Here is a 25,321-nt window from a genome sequence, read left to right on the forward strand (position 1 = left end):
CTTACCGGCCAGTCAGAGTGTGCAATCTAGATCATCTGGTTGTTTATGATAGAGTGCATAAATTGCCCCAGATAATCTTTGTTATTGGCAAGCAAATGATGGTGTTTTCAAGCTGAACCGTAGGATGAAGAGAATAATGAATCAGACAATTGATACGATACTGGCACACCGTTCTATACGACGTTTTACCTCTGAACCTATTCAGGCGGATGTACTTTCGACCCTGCTTGACTGCGCAATTGCAGCCTCGTCTTCCAGTTTCATCCAATGCGTGAGCGTGATACGGGTGGTTGATACAGACAAACGCACTCAGATGGCCCATCTGGCCGGTGATCAGCCCTATGTTGCTTCAGCGGCAGAATTTTTAGTGTTCTGTGTGGATTTCCACCGCCATTTGCAAATTCATCCTGAAGCACAGCTTGGTTTTACTGAGCAGACGCTGATTGGTGCCGTCGATGCTGCGCTCATGGCACAAAATTGTTTGTTAGCGGCTGAATCTTTGGGTTTGGGTGGGGTCTATATTGGCGGGATCAGAAATAATCCGGCAGAGGTGGCTGCATTGCTTGATATGCCTAAGCAAGTCATGCCCGTTTTTGGACTGTGCCTGGGCTATCCGGATCAAAATCCTGAATCTAAGCCGCGTCTGCCGCAGTCGTTGGTCATTCATCAAAACAGCTATCAGCAGGAGCTGGATCGCCATCAGCTGGCAGAATATGACGAAAAAGTGCGCCAGTATTACCAGTCGCGAACTGGCGGCAATAAAGATATGAGCTGGTCAGAACAGATTACCGCGACTTTAACCAAAGAAGCCCGGCCCTTTATGAAGGATTTCCTTACCAGTAAAGGCTTTAGTACCAGGTAGGCATCAGTTAAACTATTTGAGTATTCACTCATTTTTGCCTTACCGATTTGTATAAAGGGCCACTTTCTGCTTGTAATTTAATAAGAAAGTGGCCTAAACGAGTACTTATCATGCTGATGCTGGGGGAGTGTCATTTCATACTGGTAGGACTTCTGCCGCTTTACAGACATAGCTTTCCATAATTGTGAGTGGATTGGCTGTAAAATCAAATTATTACGGAATTTTTTATGAAAAGAACGGGCCTTTCAGCCCTGATGGTGTTTTTTGCCGTGTTACTGGGTGCTTGCTCAAGCACGCCTGAAATGAGTGAGTCGGATACTGCTATCTCTGAACAGGGAGAATTTCAGCGGGTATTGTCTGCTTACCGGCACTGGCAGCAGTCAATGCAACATACCAGCGAACTGGCCATTTATTCACCGGATGCTTATCAGCTCATGATAACCAGCTGGGAAAATGCAGAAAAAATTTATCAAGAGATCACCGCAACGCCGTCGACGGCGTATAAAAGTTACTCTTTATTTTCTTCTACCACGTATTTACAGCAGATACAGTTAGAGCTGAATCAGGTTGAAGTCTCTTTGAATCAATTGAAGCAGCTACAGAAGGTCGCCGACGATGTGCTGTCTCCTGCGATAACCCAGATGCAGTATCTGGATTCTCTGGATGCCAGGCAGTACTACCGAAGCGAGTACACACGCTTGCATCGCCTGTATGCCAGCTTGTTTACCCTGGTAGAAGATGATGAGCTGAGTGATGCGAGAGAGGAGCAGGACGAGTTCCTTTCGCGCAGCCATAGTCTGGAAGTTAAAACGATCAAAAAAATCTATATTGCGCCGCTGGAAGCCATGATGATTGAACTGCGTCGTCAGGATGTGAATGACTATGCGCCAAACAGCTACGCACAGATTGAGCAGCGTATCGAAGCCGGTAAAGCATTAATTGAGCGTACCCCCCGCGATTTTGATGCCATACAGCAGGCGGCGAGTGCGGTACAGTTTGAGCTTGCCCATGCTCAGCATATTTCGCTGGAAGTGCAGCGCTTACGCGATTTAAGTAAAGATGATTACGAGTCTTATATTCTGGATTTCGAAAATAAGCTGCTGAGAATCTCCAAAGCTTTGAAAGAGGAAGATTTGCGTGATCAACCCATTCAGGAACAGGCCAGATTAATCATTGATGGTGCTATCAATGTCAGGGAGGCCACAGCCAGCAAGCCGCCGGCAGATGAGGTGCTGAAGGATAAAGATAAGTACATCCGCGATCTTAATGCATTGGTAATGAGTCAGCAGCGTCAGATAAGCCTGTTGCAGTCTAAACTGTCTGCTAGCAAGGAGACGCTGCCTTCAGTGTCTTTACCGGCGCCGAGCGAAGCACCCGACTCCAATGCCACCTTAACTGCGCCGCCGAGCGATACTGGCGAAACCGGATCTGCCGTCATGCAGTAGCGCCTTCGTCATACGGTTACATCTGAGTAAAAAACCGCTGCAGCGACAGCGGTTTTTTTGTACACAATTTCTTCGGTGATTGTTTGATATCACCATGACTCTCTTTGCTAGGCTATCTGATTCTGACTATAAAAACAGGAGTTTATGCTTCGTTATTCAAACGCTATTTACAATAGAACCGCTGTTAAAATGGTCAGTGACTACAGGCTGTTGATAGCTTTTGATGTATTATGTTACATCTTTCATGGGTTTTGACATATTTTTCGTATTTACTTTTTTCTGGTTAATCATGCTTTTTTGTCTGATGGTTGGTTTTTGTACGGCTGAGACATTGTTTTCCCTCAGGACATAGATTAGAATTCGCGCCGCGCCAGATTGCGCAATTATTTTAATTAATATCACTTTTATTTAAGTTTTCCTGTAGGGGAATAAAATGTCTACGAATTTTGCAAATCCAGCACCTTTGGGATTGATGGGCTTTGGTATGACCACCATTTTGCTGAACATCCACAATGCAGGCTTTTTCCCACTGAACTCTATGATTCTGGCTATGGGGATTTTTTATGGCGGTCTGGCTCAGATTCTTGTCGGCATGATGTGTTTTAAGCGTGGTGATACATTCGGTACTACCTCTTTCACCTCTTACGGTCTGTTCTGGCTGACACTGGTTGGTCTGATTGTGATGCCGTACATGGGGCTGCCTGCTGCACCTGCAGAGTTCATGGCATGGTATCTGCTGCTGTGGGGCGTCTTTACTGCCTTTATGTTTGTTGGTTCACTCAATTACCCGCGCGCCAAACAATTTGTATTTGCTTCTTTGACTGTGTTGTTCTTCCTGTTGGCTGCACGTGATTTCACCGGCAGCACCCTGATTGGTACCATTGCGGGTTTTGAAGGCATCATCTGTGGCGCGAGTGCGATTTATTTTGCGATGGCCCAGGTACTGAACAATGAGTTCGGCCGTACTGTTCTGCCAATTGGTGAGCGTAAAGTGGCTGCTGTGGAGCCTCTGAAAGCAGCGGCATAACTTTGTTCAATTCTATATTTACTGCTTACCCCGTGCCGTGAGGTACGGGGTTTTTTTATGCCGGTTGCTGACTGGTGTTGCATCGCAGCGATGAAGAAAGCCGGACGCCGTTAGCCCGGCTGCGGTGAGACCTTAGGCTGCAGGTGAAATAATGGCAGGTTTAATGTGTTGTAAGCCAAAGAACGCAGGCTAATGGGCAGGTTGTTGAGAGCGGGAATGCAGAGGATCGTTAACACAGGGAATAAAAAAGGAGGCTTAAGCCTCCTTTAATGTATCAATCTGATTGTCCTTTAGGATCAGCAGATCACTTTAATCGCCAATCCCCCCTGGGAGGTTTCGCGATACTTGGCATTCATGTCTTTACCGGTTTCCAGCATGGTCTCGATCACTTTATCCAGCGATACCCGAGGCTCGGAAGCACGACGCAAAGCCATACGTGAAGCATTGATGGATTTAACTGCTGCGATACCGTTTCGTTCGATACAAGGTACCTGCACCTGGCCAGCCACCGGGTCGCATGTCAGACCCAGGTTATGTTCCATGGCGATTTCCGCGGCCATACAGACCTGCTCAGGGCTTGCGCCCATCAGCTCAGCCAGACCGGCAGCGGCCATTGAACAAGCGACACCCACTTCACCCTGACAGCCTACTTCAGCACCAGAGATAGAAGCATTACGCTTATACAGACCGCCGATTGCGCCAGAAGCGGCAAAGTAACGGATATATTCTTTTTCGCTGACCGGCTGAATGAATTTATCATAGTAAGCCAGTACTGCCGGGATAATACCGCAAGCACCGTTAGTTGGCGCGGTGACCACCCGGCCGCCTGCTGCGTTTTCTTCATTCACTGCAAAAGCGTACATGTTCACCCAGTCAACCACTGTCATCGGGTCGGTGTTGGTACGCTCAGAGGTGATGAGCTGCTGGCGAAGTGCGGCAGCACGGCGAGGCACACGCAGTGGGCCAGGCAAAATGCCTTCTTCGTTCATGCCACGGTCCATACAGTCCTGCATGGTTTTCCAGATTTTGGCGAAGTAATCTTTAATTTCGTCTTCAGTGTTCATGGCACGTTGGTTTGCCATGACGATAGAGCTCATTGAGCGACCGCTTTCTTTGCAGTGCTGAACCAGTTCTTGTGCCGAGGTAAACGGGTACGGGACTTTGATTTCAGACTCTTCTTCTTTACCGAAGTTTTCTTCATCAACAATGAAGCCGCCACCGATAGAGTAATAGGTCTTGCTGTAAATTTTGTCTTCACCAGCCCATGCATGAATACTCATGCCATTCTCGTGCAGGGAAAGGTTGGTGTTATGGAAATTCATCCCGCCATCACGTGGGAAATCAACGGTATGAATATTACCTGCAATTGGAAGACGCTCGGTTTCACCAACGCTGGCGATAAACCCAGGGATGCTGTCGATATCAACAGTTTCAGGGCTGTTGCCAGCCAGGCCCATGATAATGGCAATGTCTGTGTGGTGGCCTTTACCTGTCAGAGACAGAGAGCCATACACATCAACGGTGACTTTTGTCACATCATTGATTTTGCCCATTTCACGCAGGTTATCGACAAACTCTTTACCTGCTTTCATCGGACCTACAGTGTGTGAACTGGAAGGACCCACACCAATTTTGAAGATATCAAAAATACTGATCATGCGTAGTACCTCAGTCGGGGAAGCGATCTTGCCTCGGCCGTGACTGTTATCTTTTTATGAACTCCCGCCCCTTCCTTGGCGAGTATAGTCAAAACAAAAGAGCAGGTGCTGAAAGCTCCCCTGCTCTTAAGTATCGGTTCTTTTACGTATTTTGTCAGTAATGCAATACGGGCGAGATGTTAGAAAAATAGCCCGTACATAATGGCTGAAATCGCGATCAGACCCATGAGTGTGACAAATACGTTGCTTACCGCGCCCTTGTACTTCTGCATTGCCGGTACTTTATGTACGGCATACATAGGCATCAGGAACAAGATTGTCGCAATAATCGGGCCGCCTAATGTTTCAATCATCCCAAGAATACTAGGATTAACTGTCGCGACCAACCAGATAGTAGCAATCATGAAGACAACGGTAAATTTGTCAATATTCTTTTCGTTAACTTGCTTACCAGCCGACTTTAATTGTTTAGAAACTAGACCATTCAGACCTTCTCGCGCACCCAGATAATGACCGAAGAAAGATGAAACGATAGCTACAAATGCTACAACCGGGCCCAGATATGAAATAAATGGACTGTCATGCTTGTTGGCCAGGTAAGACAGAATAGCCAGGTTTTCCGCTTTTGCTTGCGCCAGATCCTGAGGGCTCAGGCTCAGTACGCACGAGAACACGAAGAACATCACAAAGCCCAGCAGCATAACGGCAGATCGCGCCAGAATACGGGACGCTTTCTCTTCTGCCAGCTCGCCATGTTCGCGCGCTTGCGCCTGCGAGAAAGCCGAGATAATAGGACTGTGGTTAAACGAAAATACCAGTACAGGAATGGTAATCCACAAGGTGACCGCAAAATCACCCAATGAAGGCATGGTGCTCAGGCTGACGGAAGACAGATTCCACTCAGGGATCAGATATACCGACATAAACAGCAAAATACCTACCAGAGGATAAACCAGAAACTGAGTGACTTTCAGCATCAGTTTTTCACCGGCAATCATGACGGACATCATGCCCAGAATCAAAATGATGGACAGTAAAGCCCGTGGCATGGATGCCATACCAAGCTGGTTGACCATGAAGGAATCGACAGTATTGGTGATACCGACACCATAAATCAGCACAATCGGGTAAATAGCAAAGAAGTAGAGCAGGGTGATTAATTTACCGGCACGGGCGCCAAAATGTTCTTCCACCACTTCAGTAATGTCACTGCCGGGTTTCGCGGAAGACAGGACAAAACGCGCCAGACCGCGGTGAGCGAAGTAAGTCATCGGGCCAATCAGCAGTGTCATCGCCAGCAGTGGCCAGAAGCCACTCATACCCGCATTGATTGGCAGAAACAGGATACCGGCACCAACTGCCGTACCAAAAAGGGAAAGCACCCAGGTCGTATCTTGTGCAGTCCAGCGGCTTTTGGCAGCAGCGGATGCAGCAGATACAGATGCAGTTTTCGTTTGCATAAGTTAGTCCAACATTTAATAGGGAACAGGAATCTGGGTATTTTCGCTTATTTAGGGCATGAAAAAATGATCTGTGAAAAAACTCGCTCACTATTTAACATTTGTTGCAAGGAAATGAGAGTTTGATCACCAAAGGAATGGCCATTTGTGTCTCAGGTGGTGAAAGGTTCAGCGATTGTCTACCCAGATTTGATGTGACAGGGCTTTGACTATCTGAGCCGTTGCGCCCCAAATGGAATATTCCTGGTAAGGGATGGCATAAATGGTGTGCTCTTTACCTTTGAAGGTAAAACGCTGGGTGCGCATATTGCGGGGATTGAGCAAGAAGGTAACAGGGACTTCAAATATGCTGTCGACTTCATTGGGATCGAGCACGGGCCGGTAGTTGGCTGCAACAGTCGCTAAAAACGGTGTAACCATATAACCGCTGAGAGTCGGGAGGGCGGGCAATGTGCCCAGAATGTCTTTTTTATCACACAGAATGCCAATCTCTTCCTGTGTTTCCCGAATGGCAGTATTGATGAGTTCGCCGTCTTCGCTTTCAAAGCGACCGCCCGGGAATGCGACCTGACCCGGATGGTGTTTCAGGTGGTTTGCCCGCCTAGTCAGTATCACATGGTAACCGTCAGGCCTTGCCACCAGAGGGATCATCACTGCCGCGGGTTTAAAGCGGCTGCTGTTGGGCAGCAACTGCTTGATACGTCTCTGATGGCTGCGATCATACTGGCCCGGCTGCGCAAGCAGGAAGCGGCTGAGCATGTGATGCTGGACTATCATGTGGTATTCCCGATGGCGCCCCCTCCCGGCAATTTGTTGAGGGTATGTTATAAGATTGGCAGAATTTTGCTCAGCTTGTCCAGCGTTTCCTGGTATTCGCTCTGAGCTTCGCTATCGGCCACCACACCGCCGCCTGCCCAGGCATAAATCTGCTTGTCGACCGCAATCAGGGTTCGGATCGTGATGCTGGTATCCATCTGACCGCAGCGGCTGATGTAACCTATACTGCCGCAGTACACGCTGCGTCTGTGCGGCTCCAGTTCTTCGATAATTTCCATGGCGCGGACTTTCGGTGCCCCCGTGATAGAACCGCCAGGAAAACAAGCTTTCAGCAGATCCGTTGCACAATAGTGAGCAGGATCCATGTCGGCCGTGACCGTGCTGACCAAGTGATGCACGGCCGGGAAGCTTTCAATGGCAAACAGGCTGGGGACACGCACCGTGCCCGGTGATGCCACCCGGCCGATATCATTGCGCAGCAAATCGACTATCATCAAATTTTCCGCCCTGTCTTTGCTGGCGTGTTTCAGATCATCGGCATTGGCCTGATCGGTGACAGGATCTGCTGAGCGCGGACGGGTGCCTTTAATCGGCTTGGTTTCAATTTTGTTGTCTTTGAGTTTCAGAAAACGCTCCGGTGACACAGACAACACCGCGGCCTGCTCAAGTCGAATAAAGGCCGAAAAGGGCGCACCATTATGGCTTTCCAGCTTCTGGTAAGTCTGCCATTCATCGCCCTGATAACCGGCGTTGAAACGCTGTGCGAGGTTAATCTGATAACAGTCGCCTGCGTTCAGGTAATCCTGTACCTGATTAAATTTCCCGATATAGCTGTCGAGCGTCATGTTGGCCTGCCAGTCGGAGGTCAGCCGGAAGGCATCTCTCTGGTCAGACTGAGCTGACTGCTGTGCTTTCAGCCACTGCAGCCGCGCTGAGGTATCCGGCGCCACCAGCGAGAGCTGCCGGGTATGGTGGTCAGCAATTAACGCCCAGTCATATAAGCCCACCGCCATATCCGGCGCCTGGATATCCTGAATGGCCAGGGCCGGTATCTTTTCCACCTGCCGGCCCAGATCGTAAGCAAAATACCCCACAGCGCCGCCGGTAAAAGGCAGATCGTCAATGGCCGGACAGGCCGGTAATAATTCCGACTGCAGCGCGTGCAGTAATGAAAACGGGTCTTGTTCTGAGCTGTGTTGCTGGCCGCTTGTATGGGTGATCACACTGACACCGTCGCGGGTTTCAATGGTCGCCAGCGGGCTGGCAACCAGAATGTCATAACGATTGTCAGGGTGGCCTTGCGCTGCTGAGCGCAGCAGCATAGCCCAAGGGGAGGCAGAAAGAGGTTCGAACCAGTCCAGAACAGCATTCTGGCTATAGTCCAGATGCATGACCTGGAGTTGAGAGACAGCAGAATATTTCATTTTCTTTTTTGTGACAGGTGTTCGATTGGCGCATAGCGCGAGATTGCGGGCAAGAGTATCATAGAAACAAATACGACGTCTGCATCGCGACTTTTCCGGTGCATTGATGATTCAGCTCAAGATTTCGGTCTGCCTCTGACACCCTACCATGCATAAGGTCCGGGTCAGGCCCGTCAATTTGCAGGCGCGTATACGACAATAAGCAACGAGGGCAACTATGACCGTCATCCGTAAAGAAGATGTGATCAGCAGTGTGGCAGACGCGCTGCAATACATTTCCTACTATCATCCGCTGGACTTTGTGCAGGCTCTTGAAAAGGCTTACCACAAAGAGCAGAGCCAGGCCGCGAAAGATGCCATGGCACAGATTCTGATTAACTCTCGTATGTCCGCCGAAGGCCATCGCCCGATTTGCCAGGACACAGGTATTGTGACCTGTTTCGTGAAAATTGGTATGAACGTACAGTGGGAGAGCGATCTGACCGTTCAGGAAATGATCGATGAAGGTGTGCGTCAGGCATATAACAACCCGATCAACCCTCTGCGGGCATCGGTTGTCGCGGATCCTGCCGGAGCGCGTATCAACACTAAAGATAACGCCCCTGCGGTTGTTCATATTGACATGGTACCGGGCAACGAAGTGGAAATTCAGCTGGCAGCCAAAGGTGGCGGCTCAGAGAACAAAACCAAAATGGTGATGCTGAACCCGTCGGATGATATTGCCGAGTGGGTTGAAAAGACGGTTCCTCTGATGGGCGCAGGCTGGTGTCCGCCGGGTATGCTGGGAATCGGTATCGGCGGCACGGCTGAAAAAGCCGCGGTACTGGCGAAAGAGTCGCTGATGGAAGCAGTTGATATTCATGAGCTGATAGAACGCGGTCCGCAAAATGCGGAAGAGAAACTGCGTCTGGATATTTATGATCGTGTCAACAAGCTGGGTATCGGTGCTCAGGGCCTTGGCGGCATGACCACAGTCCTGGATATCAAAATCAAGACCGCACCAACGCATGCGGCCTCTAAACCGGTTTGCATGATCCCGAACTGTGCGGCAACCCGCCATGTGCACTTCACTCTGGACGGCAGCGGTCCGGCAGAGCTGACTCCCCCTAAACTGGAAGACTGGCCGGAAGTGACCTGGGAAGTGGGCCAGAATGTGCGTCGTGTCAATGTTGACAACATCACCAAAGCGGAAATTCAGCAATGGAAATCCGGCGAAACTGTCCTGTTGTCCGGTAAAATCCTGACAGGTCGTGATGCTGCCCATAAGCGTATTCAGGAAATGCTGAACAGCGGACAGGGCCTGCCTGATGGTGTGGATTTCAATAACCGCTTCATTTATTACGTAGGTCCTGTGGATGCAGTGGGCGACGAAGCTGTGGGGCCGGCCGGCCCGACAACGTCCACCCGTATGGATAAGTTCACCGACATGATGCTGGCTGAAACCGGCCTGATTGGCATGATAGGTAAAGCAGAGCGCGGTCCTGTGGCTATTGAGTCAATTAAAAATCATAAAGCAGTGTATTTAATGGCAGTGGGTGGCGCGGCGTACCTGGTGGCGAAAGCGATCAAGAAATCGCGCGTTGTGGCCTTTGAAGACCTGGGCATGGAAGCTATCTATGAATTTGAAGTGCAGGATATGCCTGTCACGGTCGCCGTCGATTCAGACGGTGTGAATGCGCACCAGACCGGCCCTGATATCTGGAAAGTCAAAATTGCTGAAATGGATGCGTAACACGCTTGATGTGTTATCTGCTGAATTACTTTGCAATAAAAAGGAGCCGTTTGGCTCCTTTTTTTGCACTGGTTTAACCTTTGATTAAGGAAGTAAGCAATAAAATGACGTTCTTTTTTGCTATGTTAACGCGCAGCTAAATACAAAATGTTGAATAAATCAGACCTATTGAATTGGAGAGGCATTGAATGAGGTTCACTCTGCTGGTCCTGGCTCTGTCGGTGAGTATGCTCACCGGTTGCAGTGAGGAAACAAAATCTGTGCCCGAACCTGTATCCCGACCGGTTAAATTGTTAACTGTTGATGTCGGTGACAGTCAGAGTTACCGGACATTTCCTGCCCAGGTGGAAGCCGGCGATAAAGCGGTGCTGGCATTCCGGGTATCGGGAGTTTTGGAAAGTGTGGATGTACGCGATGGCGAAGAGGTGAAAAAAGGCCAGCGTCTGGCGAAGCTGAAAACTGATGAGCTGACCTTGCTGGTTGAACAGGCCAAAGCCAATTACAACCTTGCTCAGGTTCAGTACAAACGAAATGCAGAATTGCTGAAAACCAATGTGGTGTCCGAACTGGATTTTGACCAGTCAACGGCAGCCAGAAATCAGGCCAAAGCAGAATTGGACAAACAGGAAGCAAACCTGAAGTACGCGACCCTGATTGCGCCTTACGATGGGGTTGTCTCTATTTCAATGGCCAACAGTTATGAGTATGTCTCAGCGAAGCAGCCTATGATGCATATACAGAGCGAAGGGTTGCTTAATGTCAGTTTCCAGTTACCCCAGCAACTGCTTAGCCGTATGCGATCCGGCGATGATCGCTCTGCTCAGGTGATCTTCGATACCATCCCGGATCAGGTGTTCCTGGCTAACCTGAAGGAAATTGACACCGAAGCCGACACTAAAACCTCCAGTTACCAGGTCACACTTACCATGGAAAAACCCGTTGATCAAAACCTGCTTCCCGGCATGGCAGCGCAAGTGAAAATCGCGTTACCGCAAACAGGTGCCGGTTCATTACCAGCGCGGGCGATTGTGAGGGAAAACGGCAGTACTTATGTATGGCAGGTGGCAGACGGTGGCAAAGTCAGCAAAGTTGAAGTGGTGCTGGATGAACAATCCCGTGTAGTCAGTGGATTAGAAGACGGAGTGGTTATTGTGGCGTCTGGTGTGACTGAGCTAAAAGAAGGCCAGATTGTACGTGAATGGGTGAAGGAGCGGGGTCTCTGAGATGAAAAGAACCTTATTACGTTCAGCTTTCTGGGTATTGCCGTGGTTACTCTTTGGTTGTGGTCAGGAGTTGCAGTCTGAGTCTAAGGCTTCACAGTCTGTGAGTGTCCACCAGGTTGGACTGGAACAAAGTTCACCGATTTTATCTTTCCCGGCTGTCGCTGCTGCTGCAGATAAATCTGTGTTGTCTTTCCGTCTGTCCGGTGAAGTGATCAAGGTCAACGTGAAGCCAGGCGAGTTTGTGAAAAAAGGCCAGTTGCTGGCGCAACTTGATCCGACTGATTACCAGCTGACAGTCAATGATGCGCAGGCGAAATTCAGTCTGGCGGACAGTCAGTATCGCCGCTCGGCAAAATTGGTTAAGCAGGGATATCTGGCCCAGTCGCAGTTCGATGAACTGGCTGCTCAAAGGCAAATTGCGCTGGCAAAGCTCAATCTTGCCAAGTTGCGTCTGACCTTTACGGCATTACACGCCCCTTTCAGCGGGGTGATTTCTCGTGTGCCTGTTGAGCAGTTTGAAAATGTCCAGGTGGGCGAGGCTGTCATGAATATCCATAGCGCGACTGACGTGGATATCCTGATCCAGGCTCCGGACATGATTTATTCAAAAAACACCGCCAGACAAGTGCATCATAAGCAGCCAGGAATAAAAGTCACGCTGGATGACGGGACAGAATACACGGCGCATCTGAAAGAGTTTACGACAGAGCCGGATCCAGAGCTGGGCTCTTTCAAGGTGACACTCACTATGCCTATGCCGACAGAGCAATTCATTCTTGATGGCACTTCGGTTGAGGTAAAAGTGGACGGACAAAAAATGCAGATTTATCGCTCGGATGAAGCGGTGATCCCGCTCAGTGCCGTGTTCAATGAAGATGGCGATGCTATCAACCCTGCCAATAAATTCGTGTGGATAGTCAATGATGGTAATACAGTGACAAAGCGCCAGATTGTGACAGATAAAGTCGTCCCGGATGGTGTGCGTATTGTGTCCGGATTACAGGAAGGCGACGTGATTGTGACTGAAGGCGTTAATCGCCTCCGTGATGGTCAGCATGTGACTGTTGTGGATCAGGAGGCAGCCAAATAATGAAACAGGATATAGCTACATACTTTATTAAAAATAAAGTCATCAGCTGGATGCTGACCCTGATCTTTCTGATCGGCGGGACAATGGCATTTCTGGAATTAGGCCGACTGGAAGACCCTGAATTCACGATCAAAGATGCCATGGTGGTGACTTCGTATCCTGGTGCGACAGCGCAGCAGGTTGAGGAAGAGGTGACCTATCCGATAGAGAAAGCCATCGGCCAGCTCCCTTACGTGGATGAAGTGAACTCCATTTCAAGCCGGGATCTGTCTCAGATCACAGTGACCATGAAAAATAATTATGGTCCGGACGATCTGCCGCAGATCTGGGATGAACTGCGCCGTAAGGTTAATGACCTGAAACCCAGCCTGCCACCCGGTGTCGGCACCCCAAAAGTGGTGGATGACTTTGGTGATGTGTACGGTATTCTGCTGGCTGTGACCGGGGAGGGCTATACCTACCGTGAGTTAAACGATTATGTGGATTACCTTCGCCGGGAGCTGGAGCTGGTCGATGGTGTGGGTAAAGTACAGGTCACGGGCACGCAGCAGGAGCAGGTATTTATTGAAATCTCCATGCAGCGGCTCAGTAATCTGGGTATCTCACCGCAGACGATTTATGGCACCTTGCAGCAGCAGAATCTGGTGACCAGCGCCGGCGCCATTCGCGTCGGGGATGAATATATCCGTGTTCAGACCACAGGTGAATTCCAGAATGTGGATGCGCTGGGCGATCTGATCATCAAAGACTCCGGCTCTCAGGGGCTGATTTACCTCAGAGATGTCGCCACGATTGAACGCGGATTCAAGGAAGTCCCGGATAACCTGGTCAGCTATAACGGTAAGCAAGCCTTGAACCTGGGGATCTCTTTTGTTTCCGGTATCAATGTGGTCGAAGGCGGTAAGCGTGTAATGAGCCGCCTGGCTGAACTGAAAGTGCAGCAGCCGGTGGGCATAGATATCGGCGTGGTGTACAGCCAGCCGACAGAAGTGGATAAATCGGTCAGCGGTTTTGTGGTGAGCCTGGGCCAGGCCGTTGTGATTGTTATTGTTGTCCTGTTGTTCTTCATGGGATTGCGCTCCGGTCTCCTTATCGGACTGATTCTGTTGTTAACCGTGCTTGCCACCTTTGTGTTTATGAAATGGATGGCTATCGACTTGCAGCGCATTTCACTGGGGGCGCTGGTCATTGCCCTGGGGATGCTGGTTGATAATGCCATTGTGGTGGTTGAAGGCATACTGATTGGTTTGCAGAAAGGGCGAACCCGACTGCAGGCGGCGTCTGACATAGTCACACAAACTAAGTGGCCGCTGCTGGGCGCGACCGTAATTGCTGTCATGGCGTTTGCGCCCATCGGTTTATCGCAGGATTCGACCGGTGAGTACACCCGTACTTTGTTTACCGTACTGCTTATTTCTCTGATGCTGAGCTGGTTCACGGCTATTTCTCTGACGCCTTTCTTCGCTGATCTGTTCTTTAAATCGCAAAAAGTGGCTGAAAGTGACGAAGAAAATGACGACCCGTACAAAGGCAAGTTTTTTGTCTTGTACCGACAGTTCCTTGAGCTTTGTATGCGGCGCGCCTGGCTGACTGTGATATCGCTGGTGGTCATGCTGGGGGTGAGCCTGTACGGCTTCACACTGATTAAGCAATCTTTCTTCCCCGCTTCAACGTCGCCTATGTTCATGGTGGATATCTGGTTGCCTGAAGGGACAGATATCCGGGCGACGAATGATGCCCTGAAACAACTGCAGCAGCAAATTGAGCAAGATGACAGTATTGATTATGTCAGCACCAGTGCGGGTAAAGGCTCGCAGCGCTTTATGCTGACCTATTCACCCGAAAAAAGTTATGCCGCATACGGTGAGCTGATTATTCGGGTGAAGCAGTTTGATGATGTGTTGCCGGCTATGTCTCAGGTTCAGGCGATCATTGGCAAAGGTTTCCCGAATGTCGAATACAAGCTCAAGCAAATCATGCTTGGCCCGTCTTCTGGCGCCAAAATTGAAGCCCGCCTGATCGGCCCCGATCCGACTGTGCTTCGCGGTCTGGCTAAAGAAGTCACTGATATCATGCGGGCTGATGCAGGCACAGCCAACATACGTCATGACTGGCGAGAGCGCACCAAAGTGCTGGAGCCGGTCTTCAATGAAAGTCAGGCCCGCCGTTACGGTATCACCAAAAAAGATGTCGATGATCTGCTGCAAATGGCGTTTTCCGGCCTGTCGGTAGGTATCTACCGCGAGGGTACTACCCTGATGCCGATTGTTGCCCGACTGCCGGAGCAGGAGCGTGTTGATATCAGTACCATTGAAGGTATGAAAATCTGGAGTCCGGCGGTACAGGGCTATGTGCCATTGCAGCAAGTGGTCTCGGTTGTGAATCTGCGCTGGGAAGATCCGCTCATCGCGCGTAAAGACAGAAAGCGGGTACTGACAGTCATGGCTGACCCCGATCCGCTCGGGGATGAAACTGCCGCGACGGTGCAAAAGCGAATTCAGCCAGCGATTGATTCACTGGACCTGCCACCGGGCTATGCGCTGGAGTGGGGCGGGGAATACGAGTCATCCGGCGATGCGAAAGCGTCGTTGTTCAGCTCGATGCCAATGGGCTACCTGATGATGTTCCTGATCACTATCTTCCTGTTTAACAAGGTGAAGGAAGCGCTGATTGTGTGGGCGACTGTGCCGTTGGCGGTGATTGGGGTGGCTTCCGGCCTGTTGTTGCTGAACACCCCGTTTGGTTTTATGGCGCTGCTGGGCTTTTTGAGCTTGTCAGGCATGTTGGTGAAAAACGGTATCGTGCTGTTGGATCAGATCGAAATCGAAATCAGCAGCGGCAAAGACAAATACCAGGCGGTGGTAGATGCCGCCGTTAGCCGGGTTCGTCCAGTCTGTATGGCAGCGATCACCACTATTTTGGGTATGATTCCGCTCTTGCCGGATGTGTTCTTTAAGCCGATGGCAGTAACCATTATGTTCGGCCTGGGCTTTGCGACCATACTGACTCTGATTGTGGTGCCTGTGCTGTATCGTTTATTCCACAGCGTCCCGTTGCCGGGCCGTGAGGGCTAAACCAGAGAATCAGCCTGGTTAGTACTTTCATGCTGATTCTTTCAACACCACCACCTGCCGTCCTCTCCGCATTCGCGGGGCGGACGGTGGTAAAGAGGGTGTTATGACACCGACTCACGGGTGGTGCTGCTCTGTGCCAGCATACGCTTGGTAATAACCGGATAAACAATCAGAGAAAACAGAATCATGCTGATTGCCATCGTCAGAAACAAAGGCTTGTAGCTGAAGTCTGCCGGCAGCATCAGGATCAGGGCAATGGATACCGCACCGCGTGCACCTGAGAAATTCAGCAACCAGAAATCAAGCCGCGACAGTTTTTTCGAATCTATACGCAGGACAGGCAGCATCAGCCAAAGCGAAATAAACCGCGCCGAAAAAAGCAGCACTATGGATAACAGTATGATAACGGTGGACAGGGTATCGGGAGATAGCAGGGTAAACACGCTGGAACCGAGCAGGAAGAAAAGCATCGCGTTGGCAACATAATCCAGATACTCCCAGATCTCCTGATGCGCAAGATGATTGGCATCATCCTGATAAGGCTTGTAACCGTAAGCCAGTGCCGCGGCAAACACGGCCAGAATTCCGGAAAAATGCATTTCTTCTGCCAGCACAAAACTGCCATATGCCAATGCCAGCGTGATATTGGTTGTTAAGGTGTAATGCCGCTCATGCAGTAAAGTCAGCAGCCAGCGAGCGCCACGCCCGAGCACTGCACCGACAGCCAAAGCCCCCGCCACATGTGACACTAAACTCAGGCTGCTGCTTGTCAAATCAAATTCAGTACCGCTGAAAATCACTATCGAAAGAATACTGGCGACAGTGACCACAAAACCGTCGTTCAGTATGGACTCCCCTTCAATCAGCAGTTTCTGGTTTTCGGTCACGCTCTGGTTATCTTTGAATAAGGCGCTGATGGCCAAAGGGTCGGTGGCGGAAATGATGACCCCGAACAATAAAGCAGGCATGAAGGGCACCCCGAGCAGCCAGTGTATGGCGGCCGCAATCACAAACATGCTGATCAATATGCCTAAGGAGCCGGCCAGCGACGCAGGAATCAGCACCTGCCTGAAATGAAACAGGCAAATACACTGGGTGGATGAAAATACCAGCAGCGGCACGAAAAGATACAGCACAACATGCGGCTCCAGTACCAGATCTGGCAAATTGGAATCTGGCATTGCGGAAACCGCGCCGTAGATCAGTCCCAGCAGGAGGATCCAGGTAATGTCTGAAAACAGCCGCCAGCGGTGAGAAAAGAAAAAGATGGCGTTCAGGGCGACCCAGCCCAGTACGGCGAAAATGACAAGTGAAGGGATAGATTCATAACCAGTCACAGACACCTCTCCAAAAAAGTGATTGTTTTTTATACTTTAATCGTGCTGGAGAATGAAGCAAGCGGATTGTTTGAAGTGAGAACAGATTGGATGAGAATAAGGCTCCGATGCAGGAGCCTTATTTCGATGGCGTAGCAGGTTACTGAGCCACTTTCCAGCTGATTTGTTCACCGGCCCGGATAGGCACAACCTGATCGGCGCCGAATTCCATGGTGTCCGGCACCGCCCAGCTTTGTTTGGTCAGGGTGATAGTGTCGTGATTGCGAGGCAGGCCGTAGAAGTCAGGACCATTGTGGCTGGCAAAACCTTCCAGTTTGTCGAGTGCGCCTGCCAGCTCGAAAACTTCTGCGTACAGCTCAATGGCAGCATGTGCTGTATAAGAGCCGGCACAGCCACAGGCGGCTTCTTTTTGGCCTTTCGCATGCGGTGCTGAATCTGTGCCCAGGAAAAATTTGTTGCTGCCACTGGTTGCTGCTGCAATCAGTGCTTCCTGATGAGTATTGCGCTTTAAAATAGGCAGGCAGTAAAAGTGCGGACGGATACCGCCAGCCAGCATATGGTTACGGTTATAGAGCAAATGGTGGGCGGTAATTGTTGCCCCCACGTTTGGCCCGGCATTGTTGACAAAGTCGACCGCATCTTTGGTGGTAATGTGTTCAAGCACCACTTTCAGGTTTGGCATGGCAGCGACGATAGGTGCCAGTACAGTTTCAAGAAAGACTTTTTCGCGGTCAAAAATATCCACATCGTGCTTAGTCACTTCGCCATGAATCAGCAGCGGCATGCCCAGTTCCTGCATGGCTTCCATGGTGGGCAGCAGCTTGTTGATGTCGGTGACGCCTGAATCAGAGTTAGTGGTTGCTCCGGCAGGGTAGAGCTTTGCCGCGTACACATGACCGCTGGCCTTGGCTTTGCGAATCTCGTCAGGTGTTGTGTTATCGGTGAGGTATAGCACCATCAAAGGAGAGAATGTTTCACTTGGCTGAGCAGCCAGAATGCGATCACGGTAAGCAAGAGCGGCAGAGGTATCGGTAACGGGAGGAACAAGGTTAGGCATGATGATAGCCCGCCCCATATAACGGCTGATGTCCCGAACCGTATCCTTCAGTACATCGCCATCGCGCAAGTGTACGTGCCAGTCGTCCGGACGTGTGATAGTGATCGACGTCATAATAGCTCCCTCCAAAAAATTCGCCCGATTCTAAAAGTATGGCGTGACTAAGTAAAGCCGTATTCCCTAATTACCTGACCAAACCGCAATCGTTTACATTATTTGCCTTGTCTGTGATGGTGGTGCGGTTATGCATCGTCTGATCTCACCAAACATTGATCGAAAACAATCACAGAATCTGGCTGAGTGGTAGCGTATATATATGCCTATGGTTTCAATAAAATTAAGTGCATTCCATTGGCAGTTCTTACCTTACCTACAAAAGACAGAGTATAAAATGGCATCTATAACCAGAACACAAGATATTACGCCGCTAAAAGACAGCCCGTTTTGTGTATTAGTGAATGATATTGAGGTGAAAGCCGTACCCGGTGAAAGTGTCTTGAGCACACTATTAGCCAGTGAGTTCAGGCGTTTGATGAAAAACGATTTTGGCGCATCTTCAGGGGCTTTTTGCGGTATGGGCGTTTGCCATTGCTGCCTGGTCGAAATTAATGGGCGTCATAAGCAGCGTGCCTGCCAGACACTTGTCCAGCCCAACATGACAATCCGCACCTGTCGCAATCGGGTTATCGAAGGGGACAGCAAACATGTCTGAGAATATCGTGATTGTCGGTGCCGGCCCTTCTGGTATGTCGATAGCAACTACTTTGTCGGCATTTGGTATACGGTCAACAGTCATTGACGAGTCGCCAAAAGCCGGCGGTGTTATCTATCGCGGACCCTGGCGGGCAACACAAGCCATGCCGCATCTGGATGAAAGCCTGCAGAAGAACATAACGTTACAGCAGGCCCTAGTGACGGAGCACCAGCACAATATCGAATTTCTGACCGAAACGCGGGTACTTGGCCCGTTAGCCGGCAGCCAACTGCTGCTGTCCCACCATGGCAGGCTTTCTGCTCAGGATTTTGACTATTTGTTTCTGGCGACGGGCTGTCAGGAACGGAGTATTCCTTTTCCGGGTTGGCAGTTACCGGGTGTGATGCTGGCTGGTGGCATCCAGCTACAGCTCAAGAGCGGACTGGTCCTCCCTGGTCGGCAGGCGGTAATCACAGGGACAGGCCCGTTATTGGTACTGCTTGCCTGTCAGCTTCTCCGCTCAGGAGTCGAAGTGAAAGGTGTTTATGACGCCGCATCTTTCAGTGAGATGAGTAAGGAGGTGGTCGCGTTGCTTAATCGTCCGCAGATAGCACTGGAAGGTCTGTCGCTGCTTGCTTATCTCAGGTTGCATCAAGTACCGGTGAACTATGGCTGGGGGATAGTGAAAGCGGAAGGCAGTGTCAGTCTGGAGCGTGTGGCCGTAGCACCCTATAACAGCAACTGGGAAGCTGATCGGCAGAAAATGCAATGGATAGAGGCCGATTTACTGGGCGTGGGTTACGGCTTTGTGTCCCGGTCCCAGCTCGCTCAGTTAATGGATCTTGAGGTAAGAGTGGATGAATTCAGCGGACTGATTCCGGTAACAGATACATATCAGCGCAGTAGCCGCCCGAATATTTTTTGTGCCGGTGACTCTGCCCGTTTTGCCGGGGCGGATGTCGCCATTGTGGAAGGTCAGATTGCGGCTCTGGCATTGGCGGCAGAGTTGTACCCGGACAAAGTGGCCGATGTAGCGGAACGCCTCTCTGACCTGCAGAAGACGCTCAAGCGTTTGTACCGTTTTCGTGGCGCTTTTGACCGCGTTAATCAGCGTAAAAAAGGGCTGTTGAACCTGCCCGACGCCGAGACTGTGATTTGTCGCTGCGAGCAGGTAAAGCGTTCTGATATAGACAAAGCGATTGCCAATGGCTGCCGGGATAGCATAAGCCTGAAAATGCGTACTCGTGTCACCATGGGAGACTGTCAGGGGAAAACCTGTAGTCATTATTGCTATGACAGGCTAGCAAATGAAGGCTTTCACCGTGAACAGGGCCAGTTTCGAGTCAGATTCCCATTAGATCCCATCCCTTTTGCTGCCATGGAGAACGAATAATGAAGCACTATGATGTGGTAATCTGCGGTGGCGGAGTTATCGGCAGTGCGGTGGCCTTCGCGTTGAGCCGTAACCGGGATCTGAATATTGCGCTGGTCGATTTCAAAAAACCGGGCAATGCGTCCCGCGCCTCTGCCGGCGGATTGTGGGCAATGGGCGAATCAACGGGGTTGGGGTGCGGGGTCATTCTGTTTAAGACGCTGTCAAAACAACTCCAGGAAGGGGCGGACGTATCGGGTGCTTCAGCCATGAAGCCGCATATCATGCCTAAGCCTTTTTTTGACCTGGCGATGATGTCAAATGCTATGTATCCGGCTTTAAATCAGGAGCTGCTGGAGAAACACGGTGTTGATATGAAATTTGAAAAAACAGGGCTGAAGTTCGTTCTGTTTGATCAATACGATCGTATTTATGCTGAACATATTGCGGCTGCTGTGCCAGATCGCCAGCAACACATTCGCTGGCTTGATAAAGCCACGTTACTGGAAGAAGAGCCGAATATAGCACCGGATGCCATTGGCGCAATGGAGTTCGATACCGACCACCAGATCAACCCTTATCGTCTGAACGATGCTTATGTCGAAGCCGCGCGCCAGAACGGGGTGGATTTGTACCTTAATACCTCGATCACAGCGATTGAGCGACAGGGTAACCGTGTAACGGGCGTGCAGACGTCCCGGGGTAAATTAAGCACCGGTATGGTCATTAATGCAGGTGGGGCATGGGCTGAGCAGATCAACGTGTGGGCGACGGGCATGCAGATGCCAGTTTTCCCGGTAAAAGGACAGGTGCTGGTGTCTGAAAGGTTGCCCAAAATACTCAATAGCTGCATTACCACCAGTGACTGTTATATTGCGCAGAAAGACAATGGCGAGATCCTGATTGGTTCAACCACTGAAGAGTGTGGCTATGACACCCGCACAGATTTGAACCGGCTTAAATCATTGGCCCAGGGCGCGATGAAGACGATTCCTCAGTTGCGCGACATGAATATTAAACGCTGCTGGGCCGGATTGCGTCCCGGTTCCCCGGACGAGTTGCCCATTCTGGGGCCAGTACCCGGTATTGAGGGTTATCTGACGGCTTGCGGTCATTTCAGAACAGGTATGCTGACCTCTGCGATTACCGGTAAGTTGTTGAATGAACTGGTACGTGGCGAACCAACCAGTGTGGATATCAGCCCATTTCTGTACGAGCGTTTTTTGCACGGTAATGTTGAAAAGGCTGGTGCAGCCTATTCAGCTACAGCGGGCTCAACTTCTGTGAACAGGATACCCAGTTCATGACCGTTCCCGAAATGGACAGCAAGGGTGGTGCTGTGCAACTACAGCGCTTTCGAATCAATGCAATCACAACAGGTGATTTCCCTTGAATCTTAGGAGTTTCTGCGGCTAAATTCAGATTATTTCGACATTAGATTCAGATAATGGAACCTTTACCATACTTAAGAGATATTCAGCTGAAACGAGAGAAAATTGACTCTTTTAGCCATTATCCGTTTTGTATTCCGGCAGTAAAAGGCCTGGATAAAATCGACTTCAGTCCGGAGGTCACTATTTTTGTTGGTGAAAATGGCAGCGGTAAATCAACTTTACTGGAAGCTATTGCTGTCGGTATGGGGTTCAACGCAGAGGGGGGAACGAAGAATTTCAATTTTTCGACCCGAAGTACGCATTCTGAATTGTATAAGTCTATCCGTTACAACAAGTCGTTCAGGCGTTATAAGGACGGCTTTTTTCTCCGGGCTGAAAGTTTTTACAATGTCTCGACCCATATTGATGAACTGGACGAAGCACCAGGTTTCGGGCCGCCTGTGATTGATTCATACGGCGGTGTTTCCCTTCATCAACTGTCACATGGCGAGTCATTTCTGTCATTAATGGTCGAGCGGTTTGGCGGTAAGGGCTTATATATACTGGACGAGCCTGAAGCCGCTTTATCTCCTATGCGCCAACTCTCTGTGCTCAGTCGAATGCATCAGCTGGTTCAGGATCAATCACAATTCATTATTGCTACCCATTCTCCCATGATCATGGCGTACCCCGGCGCTCTGATTTATCAGATTGGCCCGTCCGGCATTCACCCGGTGAAATATGAAGAGACGGAACACTACGCGATTACGAAAGCTTTTCTGAATAACCCCCAACCCATGCTTGATGAGCTGTTTGTCGATTAACGAATTGCCAATTATAAGGACAGTCACGTTAATGTGCTTGGGGACAGGGATTGCAAGGACAGACACCTTAAAGAAAGTGCAAGCAAGGACAGTCATACAAAATGTAAAGCCATCAGGCTCTTCACTGAATTTGGTGAGTTGCTTATAAAACGCTGTTAAAAGTACCGATTTACAGCGTGCTGGAATGCAAAGTGAGATTGTATGCCTCTGGCATGATTTCCAGGCGAGCAGTAGCATACGAATGTATCGCTGGTGAGGAGCTGTTTGCTGTGAATGGGTTAAGGGATCTGTAAACCGGTACACCGTTGCCGGTTCAATTTCGGCAAAACAGCTTGAATTGACGAGGTGGTGCCAATGAGGGTGCCTGTTGCTATCTTGGTGCAGATATTCAACCATGAAGCTGTATTAAAACCGAGCCGTTCAAGGATGGGATGCTGGGTTGAGCGGATATGGTGATGTTTTCCTTCTCTGATTTGCCGTCCGGTCCACTCAACCAGTTCAATATAATCGAACAGGTGAAAAGGCAGTCCTTCTGGCATATTGCTGCGCGGATTGCCCGCGAAGGGAAAAAGATTGGGCGCCGTTGCTTCGTTCTTTTGAAGCGATTTAATGCGCGCTTTAACGGAAGTGTAGGCGGAGGTTTCCGGTGTCTCCGCGATACCGGCCCGGATCGGATTTAAATCGACGTACGCCATGGCGGCAGCTAAAGCATTGTCATCCAGCAATGCCTGGCTTTTGAAGCGGCCTTCCCAAAAATGGCCAGTGCAGTCGTCTTCCTGATTGGCTTTGCTGGCAATGTACTGATTGAGCAGGCGCATGAACCAGCTGATGGAACAAAGCCGCTCGCGCCAGGTTTTGATGAGGGTTAAGCAAGCAGACTGTTCGGCCTCGGATAAGGCCTCGTGCTTCAAAAACCGCTGAATCAGCACAGGGGCGCGATGTAAGGTGAGCCAGCGCTCTATAACTTCATGGTTCGAGAGGCGGTGGGCCTGCTCCTTGTTGATATGCAGAACGACATGGTAGTGATTGCTCATAATGGCGTAGGCGCAAACATCCACACAAAAGACACTGGCAATCCGTTTTAACCGCTTCTCAACCCATCCCCGCCGGTGTTCATAGCTGGTCTGGGTCAGTTCATCGTAGCCGCAAAGAAAGGAGCGGCGAACACAGCGGGAAACACAATGGTAGTAGGGCGTAGCTTCTATACTGATAAGTTGACTGCGTGCTGTCGTCATTGGGAGTCACAACAATTGAGCTGGATGAATATACAGTATACGTCTGTGCTGGCCGAAAAAAGGAGCAAATCACGAAGTGGGGATCTGGGTCAGAATCTCATGAAATTGATGAAGTTGTTTTTTCTTCAGGTGTCTTCCTTGCAAGCATGGTATGTCTGTCCTTGTACGACTGTTGACCTGTCTGTCCCGGTACATCCCCCGATGGTCCTCAATGCTGGCCGGTCATCTATTTCGGCAAATCCGTGCGAATTAGCGTATTATGTCGTCACTGTATTTGCTGAAGACATTCATGACCATTCCAATAAAAAACATCGCTGTCCCTGAGGTTTCTTGCTCTACTTGTCAGGCTTGCTGTTGCCGCTTAGAAGTCATGATCATTACTGACACTGGCGTTCCAGAACAACACATTGCCACTGATGAATGGGGCGGTGAAACCATGTTACGTCTGGCTGATGGTTGGTGTTCGGCGCTAAACCGGGAAACTTTTATGTGTACCATCTATGAAAACCGGCCTTGGATTTGCCGGGAATTCGAAATGGGCTCGTACGAATGTCGGGATGAAAGAGCAGATTTAGTGTGATTATTGGGGAACAATCACGGTTCAGAAGCACAGCGTCTGTATATCCAAAGCGCCTACGGCAGTTGGATACAGTATAGATCGAGGCAAATAGACGCCTTTAAAGCGAGGCCAATATGGGTTTTGGACACCAAAGTTGGCCTCTGGGGTAACGGAGCAGCTTTATAGCAACTGCCGCCGATAAGCCAATCAAATGAACATCACTCTCAATTAACGTGAATGATGCCCGTCAGAGTCAGATTTTCACACAAGCGAAAAGGGCATTGCCTGATCTGTTATCCCAAGGGATGATTTTCTCATAGTCATGCTCAAAGATATGAACTTCAAAGTAGGGCTGCAGTATGTCTTTTAATTCATTGATAGTGACAGCAACCATGGGGTGTTCGTCATGCCATTGATGGGTTTCTTCAGCCGTGCTTCTTTCGATGCTGAGCTTTAACGACTGTTTTTCGCCGTCGCCACAATAATGCCAGCCCGAGTGGAAAGTGAACTGGCTGCCGTCGTGCTGGGCAGTGTGCCTGACAAATAAATCGTTATTGATTTTATCTTTGTCGACCACGTTAAAGCAGAACATCCCCTGATCGCCTAATGCACTGTGCACGCTGGCGATACAGTCTTTCAATTTTTCAATACCATCGCTGTAATGGATGGAATACAGGAAACAGGTGATCAAGTCGACTGGGGACGTAATGTTGAAATCACTCATGTTTTGCAAAGTGAACTGTGCTTCCGGGCAACGCGTGGCGGCAATATCCAGCATCGGCTGATTGATATCCAGTCCGCTGCTCTGATAGCCATAATCAATGAAATGACGAACATGCGGCCCTGTCCCGCAGGCCAGATCAAGATGGGTATTTCCGTTGTTACCGAACAATTGATGGAGCCGGCGAATACAGTGGCTTTGGGCCTGGTAATCGATATCGACACACATTAAGTCGTAATAGCCTGAAAGGCCTGTGTAAAGGGCGTTGGCGGACATAGTTGCCTGGTAGACTGAGCTGAAATTTTTGGGTGGCGCATAGTAAACCAATCTGCCGCAATTGCGAAGCAGATAAAAGTATCAGTAACTGAGCTTGTCGC

The 25,321-nt window shown here is 49.9% G+C and carries 20 protein-coding genes; 12 read left to right on the forward strand and 8 right to left on the reverse strand.

The genetic code is table 11. From position 1 onward, the window contains the following. Positions 1-136 precede the first annotated feature (136 nt). The 3 genes from nfsA to Q4491_RS01920 all read left to right on the forward strand — a co-directional run bounded on the left by nfsA (position 137) and on the right by Q4491_RS01920 (position 3,334). Positions 137-862, forward strand: coding sequence for an oxygen-insensitive NADPH nitroreductase (gene nfsA / locus Q4491_RS01910; protein ID WP_303453845.1), 726 nt, complete (start codon positions 137-139; stop codon positions 860-862). Between the two features lie 227 nt (positions 863-1,089). Further along, positions 1,090-2,307 (forward strand): hypothetical protein, encoded by a 1,218-nt coding sequence (locus Q4491_RS01915; RefSeq protein ID WP_303453848.1) that lies wholly within the window; start codon positions 1,090-1,092, stop codon positions 2,305-2,307. A gap of 433 nt (positions 2,308-2,740) precedes the next feature. Then, entirely contained in the window at positions 2,741-3,334 is a 594-nt protein-coding gene (locus Q4491_RS01920) for an acetate uptake transporter (RefSeq protein WP_192015346.1), read from the forward strand. Positions 3,335-3,630: 296 nt separating this feature from the next. Here the strand turns inward: Q4491_RS01920 and Q4491_RS01925 are convergent, their stop codons facing one another. The 4 genes from Q4491_RS01925 to pabB all read right to left on the reverse strand — a co-directional run bounded on the left by Q4491_RS01925 (position 3,631) and on the right by pabB (position 8,653). After that, positions 3,631-4,992, reverse strand: coding sequence for an L-serine ammonia-lyase (locus tag Q4491_RS01925; RefSeq protein ID WP_120511151.1), 1,362 nt, complete (start codon positions 4,990-4,992; stop codon positions 3,631-3,633). A 179-nt stretch (positions 4,993-5,171) separates the two neighbouring features. Further along, positions 5,172-6,452: a serine/threonine transporter gene (locus Q4491_RS01930; protein ID WP_192015347.1), complete on the reverse strand. Its 1,281-nt coding sequence runs from the start codon at positions 6,450-6,452 to the stop codon at positions 5,172-5,174. Between the two features lie 168 nt (positions 6,453-6,620). Further along, a complete protein-coding gene (locus Q4491_RS01935; protein ID WP_303453857.1) occupies positions 6,621-7,229 on the reverse strand; it encodes a CoA pyrophosphatase in 609 nt (202 codons plus the stop codon). Positions 7,230-7,276: 47 nt separating this feature from the next. Then, positions 7,277-8,653 (reverse strand): aminodeoxychorismate synthase component I, encoded by a 1,377-nt coding sequence (pabB, locus tag Q4491_RS01940; RefSeq protein ID WP_303453859.1) that lies wholly within the window; start codon positions 8,651-8,653, stop codon positions 7,277-7,279. A gap of 217 nt (positions 8,654-8,870) precedes the next feature. Here pabB and Q4491_RS01945 point away from each other — a divergent pair, with 217 nt between their 5' ends. The 4 genes from Q4491_RS01945 to Q4491_RS01960 all read left to right on the forward strand — a co-directional run bounded on the left by Q4491_RS01945 (position 8,871) and on the right by Q4491_RS01960 (position 15,772). Beyond that, entirely contained in the window at positions 8,871-10,385 is a 1,515-nt protein-coding gene (locus Q4491_RS01945; RefSeq protein ID WP_192015350.1) for a fumarate hydratase, read from the forward strand. A 188-nt stretch (positions 10,386-10,573) separates the two neighbouring features. Then, positions 10,574-11,608 (forward strand): efflux RND transporter periplasmic adaptor subunit, encoded by a 1,035-nt coding sequence (locus tag Q4491_RS01950; protein ID WP_303453863.1) that lies wholly within the window; start codon positions 10,574-10,576, stop codon positions 11,606-11,608. Between the two features lies 1 nt (position 11,609). Continuing rightward, positions 11,610-12,698 (forward strand): efflux RND transporter periplasmic adaptor subunit, encoded by a 1,089-nt coding sequence (locus Q4491_RS01955; RefSeq protein WP_303453866.1) that lies wholly within the window; start codon positions 11,610-11,612, stop codon positions 12,696-12,698. Then, positions 12,698-15,772 carry an efflux RND transporter permease subunit gene (locus Q4491_RS01960; protein WP_303453868.1) on the forward strand — a complete coding sequence of 1,025 codons (3,075 nt, stop codon included), beginning with the start codon at positions 12,698-12,700 and terminating at the stop codon, positions 15,770-15,772. The genes Q4491_RS01955 and Q4491_RS01960 overlap by 1 nt, the downstream gene beginning before the upstream one ends. Positions 15,773-15,873: 101 nt before the next feature. On the opposite strand, the gene Q4491_RS01965 is transcribed toward Q4491_RS01960, so the two are convergent. Beyond that, entirely contained in the window at positions 15,874-17,109 is a 1,236-nt protein-coding gene (locus Q4491_RS01965; RefSeq protein ID WP_303453872.1) for a sodium:proton antiporter, read from the reverse strand. Between the two features lie 139 nt (positions 17,110-17,248). Further along, positions 17,249-18,280, reverse strand: coding sequence for a dihydroorotase (gene pyrC, locus Q4491_RS01970; RefSeq protein ID WP_192015355.1), 1,032 nt, complete (start codon positions 18,278-18,280; stop codon positions 17,249-17,251). Between the two features lie 277 nt (positions 18,281-18,557). Here pyrC and Q4491_RS01975 point away from each other — a divergent pair, with 277 nt between their 5' ends. The 4 genes from Q4491_RS01975 (at position 18,558) to Q4491_RS01990 (ending at position 22,429) form a co-directional block, all read left to right on the forward strand. Further along, on the forward strand, positions 18,558-18,878 hold the full coding sequence (locus Q4491_RS01975; RefSeq protein WP_192015356.1) for a (2Fe-2S)-binding protein: 321 nt from the start codon (positions 18,558-18,560) through the stop codon (positions 18,876-18,878). Beyond that, entirely contained in the window at positions 18,871-20,253 is a 1,383-nt protein-coding gene (locus tag Q4491_RS01980) for an FAD/NAD(P)-binding oxidoreductase (RefSeq protein ID WP_303453876.1), read from the forward strand. The genes Q4491_RS01975 and Q4491_RS01980 overlap by 8 nt, the downstream gene beginning before the upstream one ends. Beyond that, positions 20,253-21,539 (forward strand): FAD-binding oxidoreductase, encoded by a 1,287-nt coding sequence (locus Q4491_RS01985; protein ID WP_303453879.1) that lies wholly within the window; start codon positions 20,253-20,255, stop codon positions 21,537-21,539. The genes Q4491_RS01980 and Q4491_RS01985 overlap by 1 nt, the downstream gene beginning before the upstream one ends. Before the next feature lie 140 nt (positions 21,540-21,679). Beyond that, positions 21,680-22,429: an AAA family ATPase gene (locus Q4491_RS01990; protein WP_192015358.1), complete on the forward strand. Its 750-nt coding sequence runs from the start codon at positions 21,680-21,682 to the stop codon at positions 22,427-22,429. 278 nt (positions 22,430-22,707) lie between these two features. Here Q4491_RS01990 and Q4491_RS01995 read toward each other — a convergent pair whose 3' ends face one another. Beyond that, positions 22,708-23,664, reverse strand: coding sequence for a transposase (locus tag Q4491_RS01995; RefSeq protein WP_303453882.1), 957 nt, complete (start codon positions 23,662-23,664; stop codon positions 22,708-22,710). A 289-nt stretch (positions 23,665-23,953) separates the two neighbouring features. Here Q4491_RS01995 and Q4491_RS02000 point away from each other — a divergent pair, with 289 nt between their 5' ends. Beyond that, positions 23,954-24,244, forward strand: a complete 291-nt coding sequence (locus Q4491_RS02000; protein ID WP_081669315.1) for a YkgJ family cysteine cluster protein — start codon at positions 23,954-23,956, stop codon at positions 24,242-24,244. A gap of 232 nt (positions 24,245-24,476) precedes the next feature. Here Q4491_RS02000 and Q4491_RS02005 read toward each other — a convergent pair whose 3' ends face one another. Further along, positions 24,477-25,220, reverse strand: a complete 744-nt coding sequence (locus Q4491_RS02005) for a class I SAM-dependent methyltransferase (protein ID WP_303453897.1) — start codon at positions 25,218-25,220, stop codon at positions 24,477-24,479. Positions 25,221-25,321: the final 101 nt, after the last annotated feature.

Origin of the sequence: Photobacterium sp. 2_MG-2023, assembly GCF_030547675.1 — a bacterium.
Taxonomy (GTDB): domain Bacteria; phylum Pseudomonadota; class Gammaproteobacteria; order Enterobacterales; family Vibrionaceae; genus Photobacterium; species Photobacterium arenosum.

Bases quoted from the DNA above. Each gene is read 5' to 3' on its own strand.
- Q4491_RS01985 (WP_303453879.1), top strand. From the start codon at position 20,253: ATGAAGCACTATGATGTGGTAATCTGCGGTGGCGGAGTTATCGGCAGT.
- Q4491_RS01975 (WP_192015356.1), top strand. From the start codon at position 18,558: ATGGCATCTATAACCAGAACACAAGATATTACGCCGCTAAAAGACAGC.
- Q4491_RS01945 (WP_192015350.1), top strand. From the start codon at position 8,871: ATGACCGTCATCCGTAAAGAAGATGTGATCAGCAGTGTGGCAGACGCG.
- Q4491_RS02000 (WP_081669315.1), top strand. From the start codon at position 23,954: ATGACCATTCCAATAAAAAACATCGCTGTCCCTGAGGTTTCTTGCTCT.
- Q4491_RS01920 (WP_192015346.1), top strand. From the start codon at position 2,741: ATGTCTACGAATTTTGCAAATCCAGCACCTTTGGGATTGATGGGCTTT.
- pyrC (WP_192015355.1), bottom strand. From the start codon at position 18,280: ATGACGTCGATCACTATCACACGTCCGGACGACTGGCACGTACACTTG.
- Q4491_RS01950 (WP_303453863.1), top strand. From the start codon at position 10,574: ATGAGGTTCACTCTGCTGGTCCTGGCTCTGTCGGTGAGTATGCTCACC.
- Q4491_RS01980 (WP_303453876.1), top strand. From the start codon at position 18,871: ATGTCTGAGAATATCGTGATTGTCGGTGCCGGCCCTTCTGGTATGTCG.
- pabB (WP_303453859.1), bottom strand. From the start codon at position 8,653: ATGAAATATTCTGCTGTCTCTCAACTCCAGGTCATGCATCTGGACTAT.
- Q4491_RS01930 (WP_192015347.1), bottom strand. From the start codon at position 6,452: ATGCAAACGAAAACTGCATCTGTATCTGCTGCATCCGCTGCTGCCAAA.
- Q4491_RS01915 (WP_303453848.1), top strand. From the start codon at position 1,090: ATGAAAAGAACGGGCCTTTCAGCCCTGATGGTGTTTTTTGCCGTGTTA.
- Q4491_RS01960 (WP_303453868.1), top strand. From the start codon at position 12,698: ATGAAACAGGATATAGCTACATACTTTATTAAAAATAAAGTCATCAGC.
- Q4491_RS01925 (WP_120511151.1), bottom strand. From the start codon at position 4,992: ATGATCAGTATTTTTGATATCTTCAAAATTGGTGTGGGTCCTTCCAGT.
- Q4491_RS01995 (WP_303453882.1), bottom strand. From the start codon at position 23,664: ATGACGACAGCACGCAGTCAACTTATCAGTATAGAAGCTACGCCCTAC.
- nfsA (WP_303453845.1), top strand. From the start codon at position 137: ATGAATCAGACAATTGATACGATACTGGCACACCGTTCTATACGACGT.
- Q4491_RS01955 (WP_303453866.1), top strand. From the start codon at position 11,610: ATGAAAAGAACCTTATTACGTTCAGCTTTCTGGGTATTGCCGTGGTTA.
- Q4491_RS02005 (WP_303453897.1), bottom strand. From the start codon at position 25,220: ATGTCCGCCAACGCCCTTTACACAGGCCTTTCAGGCTATTACGACTTA.
- Q4491_RS01990 (WP_192015358.1), top strand. From the start codon at position 21,680: ATGGAACCTTTACCATACTTAAGAGATATTCAGCTGAAACGAGAGAAA.
- Q4491_RS01935 (WP_303453857.1), bottom strand. From the start codon at position 7,229: ATGATAGTCCAGCATCACATGCTCAGCCGCTTCCTGCTTGCGCAGCCG.